This window comes from Flavobacterium sp. ACN6, from assembly GCF_002304005.1.
Lineage (GTDB): Bacteria > Bacteroidota > Bacteroidia > Flavobacteriales > Flavobacteriaceae > Flavobacterium.
On record NZ_MRCQ01000001.1, the window covers coordinates 134,848 to 151,059 of the forward strand.

Annotated in this window: 16 protein-coding genes; 9 read left to right on the forward strand and 7 right to left on the reverse strand. The window is 32.2% G+C overall.

Annotated features, from left to right (window positions below; translation table 11 throughout):
- Positions 1 to 34: 34 nt before the first annotated feature.
- The 4 genes from BSF42_RS00690 to BSF42_RS00705 form a co-directional block, all read right to left on the reverse strand.
- Positions 35 to 1,006 (reverse strand): zinc-binding alcohol dehydrogenase family protein, encoded by a 972-nt coding sequence (locus BSF42_RS00690; RefSeq protein ID WP_095951204.1) that lies wholly within the window; start codon positions 1,004 to 1,006, stop codon positions 35 to 37.
- A 77-nt stretch (positions 1,007 to 1,083) separates the two neighbouring features.
- Entirely contained in the window at positions 1,084 to 1,629 is a 546-nt protein-coding gene (locus tag BSF42_RS00695) for a Crp/Fnr family transcriptional regulator (protein WP_253250952.1), read from the reverse strand.
- A 54-nt stretch (positions 1,630 to 1,683) separates the two neighbouring features.
- Positions 1,684 to 2,145, reverse strand: a complete 462-nt coding sequence (locus BSF42_RS00700; RefSeq protein ID WP_095951206.1) for a hypothetical protein — start codon at positions 2,143 to 2,145, stop codon at positions 1,684 to 1,686.
- A gap of 21 nt (positions 2,146 to 2,166) precedes the next feature.
- The gene (locus BSF42_RS00705; protein WP_095951207.1) at positions 2,167 to 2,574 is read right to left on the reverse strand and encodes a glyoxalase; all 408 of its coding nucleotides are present in this window, start codon (positions 2,572 to 2,574) and stop codon (positions 2,167 to 2,169) included.
- Between the two features lie 70 nt (positions 2,575 to 2,644).
- Here BSF42_RS00705 and BSF42_RS00710 point away from each other — a divergent pair, with 70 nt between their 5' ends.
- Positions 2,645 to 3,061 (forward strand): hypothetical protein, encoded by a 417-nt coding sequence (locus BSF42_RS00710; protein ID WP_095951208.1) that lies wholly within the window; start codon positions 2,645 to 2,647, stop codon positions 3,059 to 3,061.
- Between the two features lie 586 nt (positions 3,062 to 3,647).
- Here the strand turns inward: BSF42_RS00710 and BSF42_RS00715 are convergent.
- Both BSF42_RS00715 and BSF42_RS00720 read right to left on the reverse strand, forming a co-directional pair.
- Entirely contained in the window at positions 3,648 to 4,904 is a 1,257-nt protein-coding gene (locus tag BSF42_RS00715) for a mechanosensitive ion channel family protein (RefSeq protein WP_095951209.1), read from the reverse strand.
- Positions 4,897 to 5,181, reverse strand: a complete 285-nt coding sequence (locus BSF42_RS00720; protein WP_095951210.1) for a DUF3817 domain-containing protein — start codon at positions 5,179 to 5,181, stop codon at positions 4,897 to 4,899. The genes BSF42_RS00715 and BSF42_RS00720 overlap by 8 nt, the downstream gene beginning before the upstream one ends.
- A 105-nt stretch (positions 5,182 to 5,286) precedes the next feature.
- On the opposite strand from BSF42_RS00720, the gene BSF42_RS00725 reads away from it, so the two are divergent.
- The 4 genes from BSF42_RS00725 to BSF42_RS00740 all read left to right on the forward strand — a co-directional run bounded on the left by BSF42_RS00725 (position 5,287) and on the right by BSF42_RS00740 (position 10,431).
- The gene (locus BSF42_RS00725) at positions 5,287 to 5,820 is read left to right on the forward strand and encodes a DUF6155 family protein (protein ID WP_095951211.1); all 534 of its coding nucleotides are present in this window, start codon (positions 5,287 to 5,289) and stop codon (positions 5,818 to 5,820) included.
- Positions 5,821 to 5,929: 109 nt separating this feature from the next.
- Positions 5,930 to 7,468, forward strand: coding sequence for a DEAD/DEAH box helicase (locus BSF42_RS00730; RefSeq protein ID WP_095951212.1), 1,539 nt, complete (start codon positions 5,930 to 5,932; stop codon positions 7,466 to 7,468).
- 280 nt (positions 7,469 to 7,748) lie between these two features.
- Complete coding sequence (locus tag BSF42_RS00735; protein WP_095951213.1) at positions 7,749 to 9,083, forward strand: DEAD/DEAH box helicase; 1,335 nt, start codon at positions 7,749 to 7,751, stop codon at positions 9,081 to 9,083.
- An 82-nt stretch (positions 9,084 to 9,165) separates the two neighbouring features.
- Positions 9,166 to 10,431, forward strand: coding sequence for an NAD(P)/FAD-dependent oxidoreductase (locus BSF42_RS00740; RefSeq protein ID WP_095951214.1), 1,266 nt, complete (start codon positions 9,166 to 9,168; stop codon positions 10,429 to 10,431).
- Positions 10,432 to 10,564: 133 nt separating this feature from the next.
- Here the strand turns inward: BSF42_RS00740 and BSF42_RS00745 are convergent, their stop codons facing one another.
- Positions 10,565 to 11,794 carry a multidrug effflux MFS transporter gene (locus BSF42_RS00745; protein ID WP_095951215.1) on the reverse strand — a complete coding sequence of 410 codons (1,230 nt, stop codon included), beginning with the start codon at positions 11,792 to 11,794 and terminating at the stop codon, positions 10,565 to 10,567.
- A 146-nt stretch (positions 11,795 to 11,940) separates the two neighbouring features.
- On the opposite strand from BSF42_RS00745, the gene BSF42_RS00750 reads away from it, so the two are divergent.
- The 4 genes from BSF42_RS00750 (at position 11,941) to BSF42_RS00765 (ending at position 16,136) form a co-directional block, all read left to right on the forward strand.
- Positions 11,941 to 12,357, forward strand: coding sequence for a hypothetical protein (locus tag BSF42_RS00750; RefSeq protein WP_095951216.1), 417 nt, complete (start codon positions 11,941 to 11,943; stop codon positions 12,355 to 12,357).
- 85 nt (positions 12,358 to 12,442) lie between these two features.
- Positions 12,443 to 12,826 (forward strand): hypothetical protein, encoded by a 384-nt coding sequence (locus tag BSF42_RS00755; protein WP_095951217.1) that lies wholly within the window; start codon positions 12,443 to 12,445, stop codon positions 12,824 to 12,826.
- A gap of 798 nt (positions 12,827 to 13,624) precedes the next feature.
- The gene (locus BSF42_RS00760; protein ID WP_095951218.1) at positions 13,625 to 15,538 is read left to right on the forward strand and encodes a DUF294 nucleotidyltransferase-like domain-containing protein; all 1,914 of its coding nucleotides are present in this window, start codon (positions 13,625 to 13,627) and stop codon (positions 15,536 to 15,538) included.
- Between the two features lies 1 nt (position 15,539).
- A complete protein-coding gene (locus BSF42_RS00765) occupies positions 15,540 to 16,136 on the forward strand; it encodes a 3'-5' exonuclease (protein ID WP_095951219.1) in 597 nt (198 codons plus the stop codon).
- The last annotated feature ends 76 nt before the right edge of the window (positions 16,137 to 16,212 follow it).

Genomic DNA, 16,212 nt, shown 5'->3' on the forward strand with positions numbered 1-16,212 from the left:
TTCTAAAACCTATGCAACTATGTGTTTAAAAAAATTAAATCAAAACAACTAATCTTTTTCCATCACTAACTTCGGCATTCCAATTTTTTTCGATATCAGAGATATTCACTTTTTCAATATTTACTTTTAGTATATTTTTAGAAGCCAAAAGAAACATTTCAGGAAGTATTTCTAAAAATAGCAATTTTACTTCTTCTTTTGTCCAGCTTCCTAAACCTGATCCAGACAATTGTAAATCGACGCTTCTTAAAATCTGGGCTGATAATTGAATTGTATCTCCAGACATAGAACCAATTGAGACATATCTTGTTTTGGGAGTAAAATTTCCATTTCCTTTTAAAACAGAAAGAATAAGTTCTGCAGAACGTCCCCACAAATAATCAATTACAATATCAAATGGAGTATTTTGATGAATTTTCTTTAGCTGAGAAATAATTAATTCTTCGCTTTGTTTTAGGGAAACTATTTCATCAGCGCCCAATTCTACAAGACTTTGAAGTACTTTTTCATTTCTTCCCGTAACGATTATTTTTTTTGCTCCATAATGTCTGGCAATCTGAATCGCCATTTGCCCCGTAAATCCTGTTGCTCCATTTATTAAAACGGTATCTCCAGGTTTTATTCCAGCTCTAAATCGAAGCGCCATTGCCGAACCTGCAACTGCATTTGGAATTGCTGCTGCCGTTGCGTCATCAATTCCGACAGGCAAAACAACCATTCTGTTTTTCTCTACCAAAGCTTTTTCAGCTATTGTTCCAGAAATCCCGCGGGCATAAACCCTTGTTCCGTTTTCTAAAATTCCAACGCAATCACTGCCGACAATAAATCCATTTTGATTTCCATTTTCCGAAGAATAATGTTCTCCGCTCGCAATTCCTTTATCGAGATTTGTAATCGAAACGGCTTTAACCGAGAGTAAAACTTCGTTCTCATTGGATGCAATTGGTTCTGGAAATTCTGCATATTGTGGCAATTCGCCTTTTTTATAAACTACTGCTGCTTTCATAATTATTAAATTTTATAAAGCAAAATTAGACAGCTGTTTGCAGGAAGACGATAACATTTGTTATCAAATAAAATACACTATTTGTTTTGAACCAATTTACTTTTAATACGGCTTAAGTGAACCGTACTCACACCCAAATAAGATGCAATATAATGTTGCGGTACTCTTTGAACAATTTGAGGCTTTTCTTCAATTAAATTGAGATAACGCTGAGTAGGGGAGTCTTTTATGAAAGAAAAAAAGTGTTTCATATAATCAAATGTCCTTTGAAAAAGCATGTCAATTAATCGGTCCCTTAATTCTGGAATTTCCTTAATTTCTTCGATGATTTTATCTAGATCATTTTTAGAGATCCACCATAAAACTGAAGGTTCAATCGTTTCAACAAAAACCGGACTTGGGAATTTTTTCATGAAACTTTCGATAGAAGCCACACTTTGATTTTCGAAAAAGAATTGAGAAGTCAAATCTTTTCCGTTGTGATTGAACCAAACCCGAATACAGCCTTTTTCGATAATAAAAAGCTTTTTCGAAATTTCGCCTTCTTCTAGAAGAGTCGTTTTTGCAGGAACTTCGATTCTATTGAAATAGCAGATGTATTCGTTCCACTTTTCGTCGGTCAAGGGGAATTTATTTCGGAATTTGTTGAACATTATTTATTTAGCTAAAAATAATTTTTAATCTTGAAATCTTTTTAAAACAACTCTTTCAGAAAAAACATCTTTCCACATTTCAATCTTATAAAAATCCTCTGGATTTTCTGAATATGCTGTTTTCAAATTATTGAAATAAACACGAACTCTGTAATTTCCAATCTCAATATTTTCTTCCAAAATAAGAATTGAAAAAGGACAATCATTTACTTGCAGTAAGCCGGTTTCTATTTCTAAACTCGCTTCCACAACATGATCAAAATTATTGAAATCAGAAATTAAACTTTTTTCATTTAATATTTCAAGTTCGCATTTTACTATTCCCTCACTGTTTTCAAGAGAAATCCCTAAAATTCCTTTTTCTACAGCAAGTTTATCATTAAAAGCTTCATCTGACCAAAAATTTGTACTGCCAGTATCTCCTTCGCCCTTATCATTTAAGTAGAATTGACCGTAACCTGTAGTAAAGTTTAAATAAAATTTCATTCTTATTAACTATATCTTTTTTTACTTAGAATCAGATTCCACTTCAAACAACTGCACCTGATTTTTCAAGCGGTCAATCAACAAATTCATCATTCGTTTGTTTAAGCTTGAAGAATTCTGAATATAAGTATCGTATTCTTGAATGGTGAAGAGCGCCATTACAATTCCTTTAAGGGAATTTCTGAACTTAATATCTTTTTGTATGGAATTTTCGATTGTCTGCAGTTTCTTGTCGACAGAATACGAATAAAAGTCGGGTTTGTTTTTATTGACATAATTAATAAAAACCGCTATAAATAAGTCATTTTGCAGTTTTAAAATAGGTCGAATGGTTTGATTTTGAAAGATCTCATCTAGAGAAGATTGAGCACTTACAGTTCCTAAAGTTTCGCCTCTGAATTCTTTTAAAAAAGTGTCTCTATCTGCCATGTTTTTTCTTTAAAGTTAAATAAATAATCCCACAGTAAAAACCTATTTTTGTTTTTTATAAAATAAAAATATGCGATTATTTCTATTTCTCTGCCTGCTCATAGTTTCTTGTAATTCAAAAGAAGATAAAGACAAATACAATCATGCTTTCTATCGAGCTGTAAATAATAAAGATACTGCCGTTTTCGATATTCATATGAACTACAAACGTTTTTATGGCCGTTACGAAATCTCACGTTATGGCTACGGAAAAGATTCTGGAGACGTAAGAGGTGATTTAAGAGGCGACACGCTTCGAGGCGATTATCACTATATTTCTTTTGGCGGAAGCTGGAAGAGAGTACCGATAGCGCTCTTAAAGAAAGACAATAAACTTTTTCTTGGGAAAGGAGTTATTGGAACGTACTTCAATCTTCCGTGTTTTGTTCCTGGCGTGCCAATTGAATATACTAATTCAGAATTTGTTTTTGAGAAAATAGAGGAGTAGGAGGAGGTTTCAAATTGATTTTATTTGTTTCAAGTTTCAGGTTTCAGGTTTGACATAAAGTGGGTTTATTTTTTACCGCACAGCAGTGCGTCTGCGTCCGGCATATCGATAACAAAATGTTATAAATTGAAATCAGAAACAAATTCCATATTTTTAACAAAACCATATATTGTAGAGGCGCACAGCAGTGCGTCTACATCCAATATATCGACAACGAAATGTTATAAATTGAAATAAGAAACAAATTCCGAATTTTTAACAAAATCGTATAGCGTAGAGACGCACTGCTGTGCGTCTACATCCAGTATATCGACAACGGAATGTGAAAATCTTTGTCGAAAAACGTTGCGGAGAGGCACTGCAGTGCCTCTCTACAGAGCCAATCTGGCGACACATCGGAATCAGAAACAAATTATGAATTTCTAAAAAAAACAGTAGACTGTGGACACAGCACGCAAGGTTTCCTTTAAAAGCAGATTCAAAAAAAAAAAAAGTTCGCAAAGCTTTTCTAAATTTAGAATTCTCTAAATCATAAAAAAACTTTGCGAACTTTGCGGTGAAATTAAGGTTTGAACCAAAACTTATTTTATTCCAATTTCCCAATTGTAGACGGAAGTTCAAATATTTCTAAACCAAAATAAGCTACAGAAGCCATAACGTGATCAAAAATATCGGCCATTATATATTCGTAGTTTGCCCAGCGTTTATCACTCGAGAAAACATAAATTTCTAACGGAACTCCATGCGCTGTAGATTGTAATTGTCGACACATAATATGCATGTTTTTGTTCAATCCCGGATGATCCGTCAAATACTGCATGATGTATTTTCGAAACAAACCTAAATTGGTCATATTACGGCCATTTAGCGAAAGCGTTTTATCAACACCTCTTAGATCGTTGTATTTTTCAATTTCTGCTTGTCTGCTGTCAATATAGGCGGTGATAAGCTGTACTTTTCGCAATTGCTGCAAATCATCATCATTTAGAAAACGAATCGTACTGCTTTTTATTAAAACATGTCTTTTAATACGTCTTCCGTCTGATTTCTGCATACCGCGCCAGTTCTGAAAAGAATCTGAACTTAAGGCATAAGTCGGAATGGTGGTAATGGTATTATCAAAATTTCGGACTTTTACAGTCGTTAAGTTGATTTCGATCACATCTCCATCAGCACCAAATTTATCCATTGTAATCCAGTCGCCAATACGCACCATGTCGTTTATCGCAACTTGAACACTGGAAACGAATCCAAGAATAGTATCTCTGAAAATCAAAATGATAATAGCCGAAAGTGTTCCAAGAATCGTTAAAAGTTCGCCCTTTTTGACTCCGAATAAAGTCGAAATAATAAGCGCAACTCCAAAAATCCAAAGCACAATCATAATTACTTGAACGAAACTATCAATTGGTTTATCGCTGTATTCTGGTTTTTGTTTTAAATAATCGCGTAATGAATTAAATACCGTTCGAACGATCCATAATCCAAGCAATACAATATAAACGCCGACAATTTTTCCGAACATTAATTCCCAATATTCGTATTTATCCAAAATAATTGGAACGGCTTTATAAATAAAGAAAAACGGAATTAAGTAAGCGGTATATCTTGTGGTTTTGTTTTGGATTAAATAATCGTCAAACTTGGTTTTGGTACGCTGTGCAAAAACTGCCGTCAGCGTAACCAGTAAAAATTTGGCTGCATAATAAATTATGTATGCCAGTGCTATTAAAATAACGATATTAAAGATTAGGCTAATATAAGACGCAAAATTGCGGCTCATTCCCCAATCTCTAAAAACGGGATATAAAAAATTGAAAATTTTATCCAAAAGCTTATGCATTTGCTAAGTATTTCTTTTCAATGTAAAAAGTTCCAAACGGAATAAGGGAAGCAATCAGGATGATTCCGAAAGTTTTTAAATCCCAGTTTTGAGATTTTTTCAATAAAAAAGCCAAAATAATATATCCAATAAACAAAACACCATGTGTCATTCCTAACGGACGCAGTAAAGTGTGGTAAAGTTCAGGATTATTGTTTTTGATAATCAACATATTAGCAAATAAAACTAAATAAGAGATTCCTTCTAAAATTGCAGTAACTTTGAAAATCTTGAGCATGTATGAAATTTTTAAGTTTTTAAACCCGCAAAATTAAGTAATATCGTTGGTTTCTGAAGTATTTATAAAGAAAGTAATTTATTTTTGTAATCATAAGTTTTGATAATGAGTAAAAGAGATTTAAAAAAATATTTAGGAGGTTTAACAAAAGAGCAGTTAGAGGAACAACTTATTGAACTTTATGAAAAATTTAGTCCCGTAAAAGTCTATTATGACTTTGTTTTTAATCCTAAAGAAGACAAATTGCTTCAGGATGCAAAAGTTAAAATTTCGCACGAATATTTTCCAATTAAGAAACCTGGGGCAAAATGGCGGCCAAAAGCCAAAATGCGAAGATCTGTTGCTCAAAAACTAATCAAACATTTTATTATGCTTGGGGTAGATTCGTTTATTGTGGCCGATATTATGTTGTATAATATTGAAATTGCACAAACCTATTCTTCACAAAATTTAATTAAGACAGAATTGTTTTACAAAAGTATCTTTAATTCGTTCGAGCAGGCAGTGAGTTTTATAGTTTCAAATGGTATTTTTAACGAATTTAAATTGCGAATTAATGCTGTTCAGCAAGAAACTGTCGACCAAAAATGGAAAAATAAGTACGATTTTGAGGCCATTTTGGAGAAAATCGACTATTAAAACCCTCTCTCATAAAAAATCTTAGTTTAAAAAAAACATTTATTTTAGGTTAAATTAAGATGAATAACTGTTTTTTCGGTGTATTTTTGCAAAAATCCAAAAATAAACAATGTCTCAAAACACTTTAGAAATAGAAAGAGAAGAGAAAAAAGAACTGTATGCATATCAGAAAGGTGATATAGATGCCATTTTTGAACGCTTAGATAATGCTCCTTCAAAACACCACTTATTGTATCAACTTCCAACAGGAGGAGGAAAAACAGTAATATTTTCTGAAATCGTTCGCCGCTATTTATCTCATAATGATAAAAAAGTGGTTGTTTTAACGCACCGTATCGAACTTTGTAAACAAACTTCAAAGATGTTGACAGGTTTTGGTGTTACAAACAAAATTATCAATAGTAAAGTAAAAGAACTGCCAGATCAGAACGAGTTTTCTTGTTTCGTGGCAATGGTTGAAACTTTAAAAAACCGTATTAATGATGAAAAACTTCATCTGGATAATATTGGTTTGGTAATTATTGATGAGGCGCATTACAATTCATTTCGTAAATTATTAAACTCATTTAAAAATGCTTTTATTCTTGGAGTAACAGCAACGCCTTTGAGTTCTAATATAAAATTACCAATGCACCAAAGTTATAACGAACTTATTGTTGGTGATACAATTGGATCTTTAATTGACAAAGGATTTTTGGCAAGAGCAACTACTTATAGTTATGATGTTGGTCTAACTTCATTAAAAGTAGGTATTAATGGTGATTACACAGTAAAATCATCAGATGATTTGTATACGAATACCTTGATGCAGGAAAAACTGCTTCATGCGTATACAGAGCGTTCTTTAGGCAAGAAAACGTTGATTTTCAATAATGGTATTCATACTTCTTTATATGTTTATGAAACGTTTAGAGAAGCAGGTTACGATATTAGACACCTTGATAATACCAGCAGTTCTGAAGAACGTAAAGACATTTTACAATGGTTTAAAAAGACTCCAGATGCTATTTTGACTTCTGTCGGAATTTTGACAACTGGTTTTGATGAGCCTACTGTAGAAACGATTATTTTGAACAGAGCAACTAAATCTTTGACGCTTTATTTCCAAATGATAGGACGCGGTTCTCGTAAACTGCCTGGAAAAGATGATTTTACGGTTATTGATTTAGGAAATAATGCCGCACGTTTTGGTCTATGGAGCGATCCTGTAAATTGGCAGCATATTTTTAAATCTCCAGAATTTTATCTTGAAAACCTGCGTGATGATCACGAAATCGAGTTGTATTTCAAATACAGTATGCCTCCAGAATTGCGTGCGAAATTCAGCAAAACTGCCGATGTTAGTTTTGATGTTGATGAAGAACACAAATTAATCATCAAACAAAATCTTCGTTCAAAAGTAGTTTTAGACAAATCGCTTGAGCAGCATTCGAGCATGTGTGTAGATAACACAGAAACGCTGCAAGAAGCAAAATCACTGGCAAAAGAGCTTGATGATGATATTGAAGATCGTATTAAACGTTATTCTAAATGTTTGAGCCAATGTAGTAAAAATTACCGCGAATGGCTTGTAGACGATTATAAATTAAGATTAACGTTATTAATTGGTAAAAAATATCGTGAGAAAATCATGAATGAACCGGATTGATTCTGAGATACCTGCAAGGTTTTCAAAACCTTTCAGGTATGAATTTAAATATAAATACCAAAAAATAGACCTACAACGTTTTGAAAACCTTGCAGGAATAGAAATAAAAAAACAATCTTTGTCAAAGTTTTATGCTTTGACAAAGATTTTTAGTTTCAATTTGTCTTCTCGAGGATTGACAAATAAAACTAAATAGAAATAAAGAAGGTTACAAAAAAATCATTTAAATCTGAGTCTTCAGCAAATCTAAAATCAGAACTCTAAAATCTAAAAATAACTTATGTCTAAACAATTCTCAACATTAGGACTTTCAGCGCCAATTTTAAAAGCTTTAGGCGAATTAAATATTGTTGAACCAACTGAAATTCAACAAAAAACAATTCCGCTTTTATTGTCTGAAAGCCACGATGTAGTGGGTTTAGCAAAAACGGGAACAGGAAAAACTGCTGCTTTTGGATTGCCATTATTACAGTTGGTCAATTCAGAATCAACTGCGGTTCAGGCTGTAATTTTAGTTCCGACAAGAGAACTTGGACAGCAGATTTTTAGAAATTTAGAAGATTTCTCAAAATATATTCCTAATATATCTATTGCGTCAGTTTGCGGTGGAACTCCAATAAAACCTCAAATTGAAAGACTTAAAGAAGGTGCTCAAATTGTCGTGGCAACTCCAGGACGTTTAATCGATTTGATGCGGCGTAAAGCCGTTGATCTAAAACAGACTGAATATTTAGTTTTGGATGAAGCCGATGAAATGGTTGCTATTCTTAAAGAAAGTTTAGACGAAATTGTTGCTGAATTACCGAAAAAGCATCGCACTTTATTATTTTCTGCAACACTGCCAGGAACCGTCAAACAACTGATTCAAAATTATTTGAACAAAAATGTAGTTCAGGTAAGCGCCAATATGGAAACTGTTGGTAATGAAGGAATTGATCACGAATTTATTGTTGTAGATCCGATTGAGAAATTAGAAGTTTTGATGCATTTCTTAAATTCAAGAGATGGAGAACGTGGTATTATTTTCTGTAAAACAAAAGCTGCAGTTAATAAACTGGCTAAAAATTTAGCTATAAATAAGTTTTCTTCTGGAGCGCTTCATGGAAGTTTATCACAGGGAATTCGTGATAGAATTATGGAGCAATTCCGCGAAGGACACATCAATATTCTAGTTGCTACCGATTTGGCTGCGAGAGGAATAGACGTAAAAGAAATATCGTATGTCGTTAATTATCACCTTCCTGATACGTATGAAAATTACGTTCACCGAAGCGGAAGAACAGCAAGGGCAGGAGCAAAGGGACTTTCTTTAACCGTATTACAACAAGAAGAAGCCGCTGAAATTGCTGATTTTGAAAAAGAATTAGGAATTAAATTTTTAGAATTTAAAAAACCTTCTGCAGCAAGTCTTGAAGAAAATAATATGCTTTTGTGGGCCAAACAAATCTTCAAAACAAAACCAAATCATGAAATTGCTTCCGAATTAAAAACAAAAGTAAAAACAGTTTTTCATCACTTAACTAAAGAGGAACTAATCGAGAAATTAATGGCCAATTATATTTTGCAGAACAAAATCGATATAGTTGAAAAACCTGTTAAAAAATTCAAAAAGTAATAAATATGACTTTTGTCATTGTATATTAAAGTTGTACATTTATAAGGAATTATTTTATAATCCTACTTAATTAACAACATATATGAAGATCGTCATTATAGGAGGTGGATTTGCAGGAATCAATCTGGCAAAAGAGCTTGTAAACCATCCTCAATTACAAGTAACACTTGTAGACAAGAATAATTATAACTTTTTTCCACCACTTATATATCAAGTTGCTACGGCTTTTTTAGAGCCTTCGAGCATTAGTTATCCGTTTAGAAAGTTTTTTGCAGGTAAAAAAAATCTGCAGTTTCGTTTAGGCGAATTGCTATCTGTTGTTCCTTCTGAAAATAAAATTGTTTTGAACAACGGCGAATTGACTTACGATCATTTAGTTTTTGCAACTGGAGCTGAAACCAGCTATTTTGGTATGGAAAACGTAATGAAAAACGCCATTCCGATGAAAACCTTAAATGATGCCATCGAAATGCGTAATACGTTACTTAAAAATCTTGAAAAAGCAGCGATTTGTAAGGATATGCGTAAAAGACGTAAATTACTGACAATCGTAGTTGCTGGAGGAGGGCCGACAGGAGTTGAAGTTTCTGGAATGTTTGCAGAAATGCGAAAAAACATTCTTTTAAAAGAATATCCAGAATTAGATACATCTGTTAGTAATGTTTATTTAGTCGATGGAGGAGATGCTTTACTTGCTCCAATGAGTAAAGATTCTCAAAAAGATACTTTAGAAGCATTGACCAAATTAGGCGTTGTCGTAAAATTAAACACTAAAGTTGTAGATTATGTAGATGATACGGTGTTTTTTGAAAGTGGCGAAACTATTAAAACTAAAAATTTAATCTGGGCTGCCGGAGTTTCTGCAAAGATTTTTGAAGGAATTCCTAAAGAAAGTTACGGTCGCGGCCGACGCATGGCAACTGACCAATATAATAAAGTAAACGGATTAGAAAATATTTATGCAATTGGTGACACTGCCATTTTAGCCGGCGATAAAAATTTTCCTGACGGACATCCACAAGTAGCACAAGTTGCTATTCAGCAGGGATTAAACTTAGCGAAAAACTTTAAAGCTCTGACTCAGAACAAACCTTTAAAACCTTTTACGTACAATGACAAAGGTTCTATGGCAATTATTGGAAAAAATAAAGCTGTAGTTGATTTACCAAGTCCAAAATGGCATTTTAAAGGATTTTTTGCCTGGGTCATTTGGTTGTTTATTCACTTAATTTCGCTTATAACATACAGAAACAGATTAAATACATTTTGGAACTGGATGGTTGCGTATTTCGCAAAAGATCAATCTCTTAGAATGATTATTCGACCTGAGAAAAGGCAGCAAAGTTAAAAGTTAAATTCCAAATTTTTTAAATTCCAAATTCCAACGGATGCTGGATGTATACTATTAAAAAAGCCAAAATCTTTAGATTTTGGCTTTTTTAATTGGAATTTGGAATTTTAAAAATTGGAATTTCAATCACCTAGTGAGCAATCATAACATCATCACTATCAGAAAGCTCTACTTTATTTTTTATAAATCGTTTACCGATATTTAAGATAATAAAAGCTGTAATTGTCGTAGTTGTCATAATTGCCACCATTGGAGCAACAGAATCTTTTACGAAAACACCAATTGCAAAAGAAGCCAAAGCCCCTAATCCTAATTGAATTGCTCCCATTAAAGCAGATGCGCTTCCTGTGTTTTTAGCGAAAGGAGCAAGCGTTAGTCCTGCTGTATTTGGATTTGAGATTCCTAAACAAGCTAAGAATAAAAACAACATTCCAATCGTTTCATATAATCCTAAAAGATCATTTAAAGCTAATATCAAAAATATTATACTGATAAAAGATTGCGAAATTAAAGCACCAAAAATCATTTGTTCGCTGGAAAATCTTTTTAATAACATCGAATTCAACTGACTAGAACCGATGAAACTTACTGACATTAAAGCAAAAATCCATCCGTAGGTTTTGGCGTCAACTTTGTAAATATCCATAAATACGATTGGAGAAGCTGCAACGTAAGAAAATAATCCCGAAAAAGCTATTGCTCCTGTAAACGCGTAGGTATAGAATTGAGGTTCTTTTAAAACCGCTAAGAAATTAGTAATAATTGGTTTGGGTTTTAACGAAATTGAAGTGTCTGGTTTATACGTATTTGGAAGTCCAATTTGTGAAGCAATTAAAATTACAACTCCCATACACATTAATATAAAGAATACGGCGTGCCAGCCTAAATCTTCTGTAACATAACCGCCAATTGTTGGGGCCAGCATTGGCGAAAGTCCGACAACAAGCATTAAAAGTGAAAACACTTTTGGAATATCTTTTACAGGAAATAAATCACGAACCATTGCTACAGAAGCTACAGTTGCAGCACAGCTTCCAACAGCCTGAACAAAGCGAAGCAAAATAAAGGAATCAATATCACCCACATAAATACAGCCTAAAGAAGCTAATATGTAGACCAGTAATCCAATAAATAAAGGTTTTTTACGTCCGAAACGATCTAATAAAGGTCCGTAAAGTAACTGTCCAGCTGAAATTCCGATAAAATAGCTGGATAAACTCATAGAAACTTTTGCTACAGTTGTATTTAAATCTTTAGCAATTCCAGAGAAACCAGGCAGATACATGTCAATAGAAAAAGGACCTAGAGCGGTTAACGATCCTAAAATAAGGATAAGCTGAATATATTTTTTTGTTGTCATTATCTTAAAAAAAGGCTTTTAATTTCGTGCAAAGGTAAAGATTTCATACCTTGTTGTATAACTTCAAGGAGTTTATAACAATAAATTAAAGTTATTGCCAAAACAATTTGGCGTAACTATTTATTAATCTTTAATTTAAAAAAAATATGAAAAAGTATCTTTTACTATTAGCCGTTTTATTTACATCTCTTTCTTTTGCTCAAACTATTACCTCAAAACAAGAAGAGGCTAGTACTGGACAATACGAGCTCTTAAAAAAAGTAAATCAGTATTATCCTGATATTACTTTGAGTAAGTCTGTAACCAATTTCTACGCAGACGGCAATGTCATCGACACACAGCAGGATTTTGATTTAAGAGGAACAAAATTTTCGAGTTACAAACTAGGAATCGAACCTGGTAACAAAAAAGTAGTATTTGATTACGTTTCAACAGAAGCTGGCCACGTATACGGCGACGTTACAATATTTAACGGAAATGCTCTGAGAACAACTTTTAATGAAAAAACAAATCAAATTGAAGTTTCATTAAACGGAAAATCAGTTTATTTGAAAAAATTATAATTTTTATCAAACTTAGAAAAAGCATCATAATTTATGATGCTTTTTTGCGTTATATTTGGCTCAATTTTAAATAAAACAATCTACAATGAAAAAATTTCTATTGCTGGCAATTTTAATCTCTTTAAAATCTTATTCACAGTCCAATAGATTTTCTGGAACTTGGAGCAACGAAAACTGCAAGAACTGCAAAAAAGAATATGTTTTCACCATTACAATCGCACAGTCAAATTATGCGATTTTTGGAACCGCAGAAGTTACAAGTGAACACAAAGAATTAAATTCTGGAATTCTAGAAGTTTCCGGATATGTTTATCCGCTTGGCGACAGAGCTCAAATCAAATTAAAAGATAAAGACGGAATTTCTTCAAGTGCCGTTTTAATTACAAACGAAGGCGTTTTACAATTTAACAAACGCGGCGGTGGTGATCTGGTTCCTAAAGAATTTATTTTGAATAAGTTGTATGAATAACTCTATTTAGAGCAGATATAATTTGAACTATGTTAGACTGTGTTGTGATTTAATAAAAGCGTCTAATTAAGAAAAAATAAAAGCGTCTAATTAAGAAAAATTCGATATTTAAAAAAAATAAAATTATTTTTTGAAATACTAGAATTATGAAGCTTTGAATATTTGCATTAGTTTTAATAATATCTGGTATCAGAATAATTTTTGGTTTAATATACGAGTACTGGATCAAAGATCGAAAATCCAATATTTGGAAAAAATAAATTTTATTTCTGAAATACGGAAAATATCAGACTTAGAATATGAATGTAATTTTTGAGATCATTCAATAAGATGGGTAAAAATCTATTATATGAAAATAGTAAAATTATTTTTTCAAGTATGCAAAACATTAAGCATACAGTACAGGATAAGAATCTGGTTAAACGTTTGCAAATGAATATTGCCTCTATTTCCTAAAGATAATTTTGAACTATAATTTATATTATGTAAAATAGAATATTTAAGAAACCCATCTAGTATTGTTTTTGAATCATTCTATTTTTCTTATCTCAACAAATCGAAACTCTTCTCTTCTGAATATTCAATTCTAAAAAAATTAAACAGATATACTACCGATTTAAATTTCATTTTTAAATCAAAAGATTAAAATTTCGAACTAAAAAAACATTTTTAAGTCCTTAAATCAGTAATGTTTAACATTTCCTTAATATTATTTATATTCTCGCCAAGATGCTTTCATTGTAAGACTTTATTTTATTATTTTTACATTCGATACTTTAAAAATAAATTATCAAACATATGAATACAGTTGCTGAGCATATTGCAGATTTTTTGAAAGAATACAAACCATTTGATAATTTAACTTTTCAGGAATTATCAGATATTGCTACGAATATTCGTGTCATTAATTTAGAAAAACATGCGGTATTATTTCAAAATAACGACGCACTTCATGATAGTTTTTATGTCGTTGCTTCTGGTGTAATCAACCTTACAACTATTGCAGACGCTGAAGAAACCATTATAAATAAATGCCACGAAGGAGATATTTTTGGCTTGCGTCCGTTTTTTGCCAAAAATAATTACATGATGACCGCTAAAGCTCGTGAAGAAAGCATTATTTATGCTATTCCAATCGCTGTATTTAGACCTTTTGTTGCTAATAATTCTGATGTTTTAAACTTTTTATTGGAGAGTTTTGCTGTAAATTCAAGACATACAAAAGATAGTGTCAGCTCTAATGGCAAACTGATTTCTGATACTGATTTCCTAGATCAGCAGACGGAAATGCAATATATTCAATCACTTAACTATAACAATTCGCCATTAACTACGCAATCCAATCACATTATTAAAGATGTTGCGATTTTAATGACAGATTCTATGGTGGATAATATTATAATCTGCGAAAAAAATCACCCTATTGGTATTGTAACTAATGCTGATTTATCTTCTAAGATTGCAACAGGGCGCTATCCTATTACTGAAACTATTGACAAAATTATGTCATCGCCGGTGGTAACTGTTTTAGAAAATGTTTCTTTAGCCGAAGCTCAATTGTTGATGTTAAAACATAACGTAACCCATTTATGCGTTACAAAAGACGGAACAAGTAAATCTGTTGTAAAAGGAATTATTTCTGAACATGATCTTATTGTCGCTCAAGCCAGCAACCCTGGTGTTTTAATTAAAGAAATTAAACGTTCTCAGCTGCCAAAAGATCTAAAACAGATTCGTGATCGTCTGTCAGATTTGATTCAGAATTCAATTCAAAAGAATATTCCAATTTCGCATGTTAGTAATATTGCGAGCGAAATTAATCTTGCAATCATTAAACGCGCTGTCGAGCTGTCAATTTTAGATTTAGGCTCCCCTCCTGCACGCTTTGCTTGGTTAAGTATTGGAAGTCAAGGACGTAAAGAACAACTTTTACTTACAGATCAGGATAGTATTTTAATTTTTGAAGATGTTACACCAGAAAAATATAGAGAAGTAAAAGATTATTTTTTAAGATTAGCAAAAAGAACTACTTCTGTACTAGAAAAAGTTGGTTATGAATATTGTCCAAATGGGCATATGGGAAGCAATATGCTTTGGTGTAAATCATTGAGTGACTGGACAAAACAATACAACAGCTGGATGAATACTCCAGGTGAAAATAGTAATGATTTGAGCAGTATTTTCTTTGATTATGAAATTGTTTTTGGTGAACCAAAAATCGAAGAAGCTATTGAAAATGTCATTTTCAAAAATGCAGTTAACAATACTTTGTTTTTTGACTTTTTAGGAAATGATGCTTTAAAAAGAAATTCTCCTTTAAGTTTCTTTAAAAAATTCATCATTGAAGAAGAAGGCCCGCACAAAGGTAAATTTGATATAAAAACCCGTGCACTAATGCCATTAATTGATGGCGCACGTTTATTGATATTAAATGCCAATATAAAAGGAATTCAAAATACTTATTTAAGATTCAAACAATTGGCAATTACAGATTCTAAAAATGCTGAAATTTATTTAAGTTGTGCTGAAGCATTTTTGGCACTTTCAAAATTTAGAACTGTTGAAGGACTAAAAAATGACGACTCTGGCCAATTTATTAATTTAAGAGAAATGTCAAAAACCGACAAAGAGAAATTAAAAAATGCTTTAGCCCCTATGAAAGACCTGGAGGAACTGATTAAGAGTAAATTTCAATTGACACAATTCTCATAATATGCTAGACTGGCTAAAAAATATTAATAAAGACTATCCAGAATTCTGGAAAGATTATTTAACTAAATTCGAAACCAAACCTAATAAGTTCGTTGTTTTATCAACTGAAACATCAGGATTGAATCCGGATAAGGATGTTATATTGTCTCTTGGTGCATTTTCGGTTATCGATGACAGCATTGTTATAAAAGAAAGTTTTGAAACTGTTTTACTGCAATACAAGTATCTGCAAGACAACGGACTTTCAAATGAATTTATCATTGAAAGCAAAATGATGAAAATGCCGGAGCCAGATGCGCTTGAGGCTTTGGTTAATTTTATCGGAAATTCAGTTTTGGTTGGTCATCATATTAATTTTGATGTCGAAATGTTAAACGCAGCGTTGGAACGTTTGGATTGCGGCCGATTAAAAAATGAGGCACTTGATGTCGATGTGATGTACAGAAAACTAACTGATATAAATGACAAACAGTTTTCTTTAGACGATTTATGCGAAATTTATAAAATTCCAAAAAGTGACAGAAATTCTTCTTCCGAAGATGCTTACAGAATCGGACTTTTATTTCTTAAATTGAAGTCTCGATTGGGGATAAAATAGTAATTTTAAATTCCAAAATTGAAATTCCAAATTCCAAAAATACTTTAGTAAACAAAAATGCCTCTTAAAATTTAAG

Bases quoted from the DNA above. Each gene is read 5' to 3' on its own strand.
- BSF42_RS00690 (WP_095951204.1), bottom strand. From the start codon at position 1,006: ATGAAAGCAGCAGTAGTTTATAAAAAAGGCGAATTGCCACAATATGCA.
- BSF42_RS00700 (WP_095951206.1), bottom strand. From the start codon at position 2,145: ATGAAATTTTATTTAAACTTTACTACAGGTTACGGTCAATTCTACTTA.
- BSF42_RS00705 (WP_095951207.1), bottom strand. From the start codon at position 2,574: ATGGCAGATAGAGACACTTTTTTAAAAGAATTCAGAGGCGAAACTTTA.
- BSF42_RS00710 (WP_095951208.1), top strand. From the start codon at position 2,645: ATGCGATTATTTCTATTTCTCTGCCTGCTCATAGTTTCTTGTAATTCA.
- BSF42_RS00715 (WP_095951209.1), bottom strand. From the start codon at position 4,904: ATGCATAAGCTTTTGGATAAAATTTTCAATTTTTTATATCCCGTTTTT.
- BSF42_RS00720 (WP_095951210.1), bottom strand. From the start codon at position 5,181: ATGCTCAAGATTTTCAAAGTTACTGCAATTTTAGAAGGAATCTCTTAT.
- BSF42_RS00725 (WP_095951211.1), top strand. From the start codon at position 5,287: ATGAGTAAAAGAGATTTAAAAAAATATTTAGGAGGTTTAACAAAAGAG.
- BSF42_RS00730 (WP_095951212.1), top strand. From the start codon at position 5,930: ATGTCTCAAAACACTTTAGAAATAGAAAGAGAAGAGAAAAAAGAACTG.
- BSF42_RS00735 (WP_095951213.1), top strand. From the start codon at position 7,749: ATGTCTAAACAATTCTCAACATTAGGACTTTCAGCGCCAATTTTAAAA.
- BSF42_RS00740 (WP_095951214.1), top strand. From the start codon at position 9,166: ATGAAGATCGTCATTATAGGAGGTGGATTTGCAGGAATCAATCTGGCA.
- BSF42_RS00745 (WP_095951215.1), bottom strand. From the start codon at position 11,794: ATGACAACAAAAAAATATATTCAGCTTATCCTTATTTTAGGATCGTTA.
- BSF42_RS00750 (WP_095951216.1), top strand. From the start codon at position 11,941: ATGAAAAAGTATCTTTTACTATTAGCCGTTTTATTTACATCTCTTTCT.
- BSF42_RS00755 (WP_095951217.1), top strand. From the start codon at position 12,443: ATGAAAAAATTTCTATTGCTGGCAATTTTAATCTCTTTAAAATCTTAT.
- BSF42_RS00760 (WP_095951218.1), top strand. From the start codon at position 13,625: ATGAATACAGTTGCTGAGCATATTGCAGATTTTTTGAAAGAATACAAA.
- BSF42_RS00765 (WP_095951219.1), top strand. From the start codon at position 15,540: ATGCTAGACTGGCTAAAAAATATTAATAAAGACTATCCAGAATTCTGG.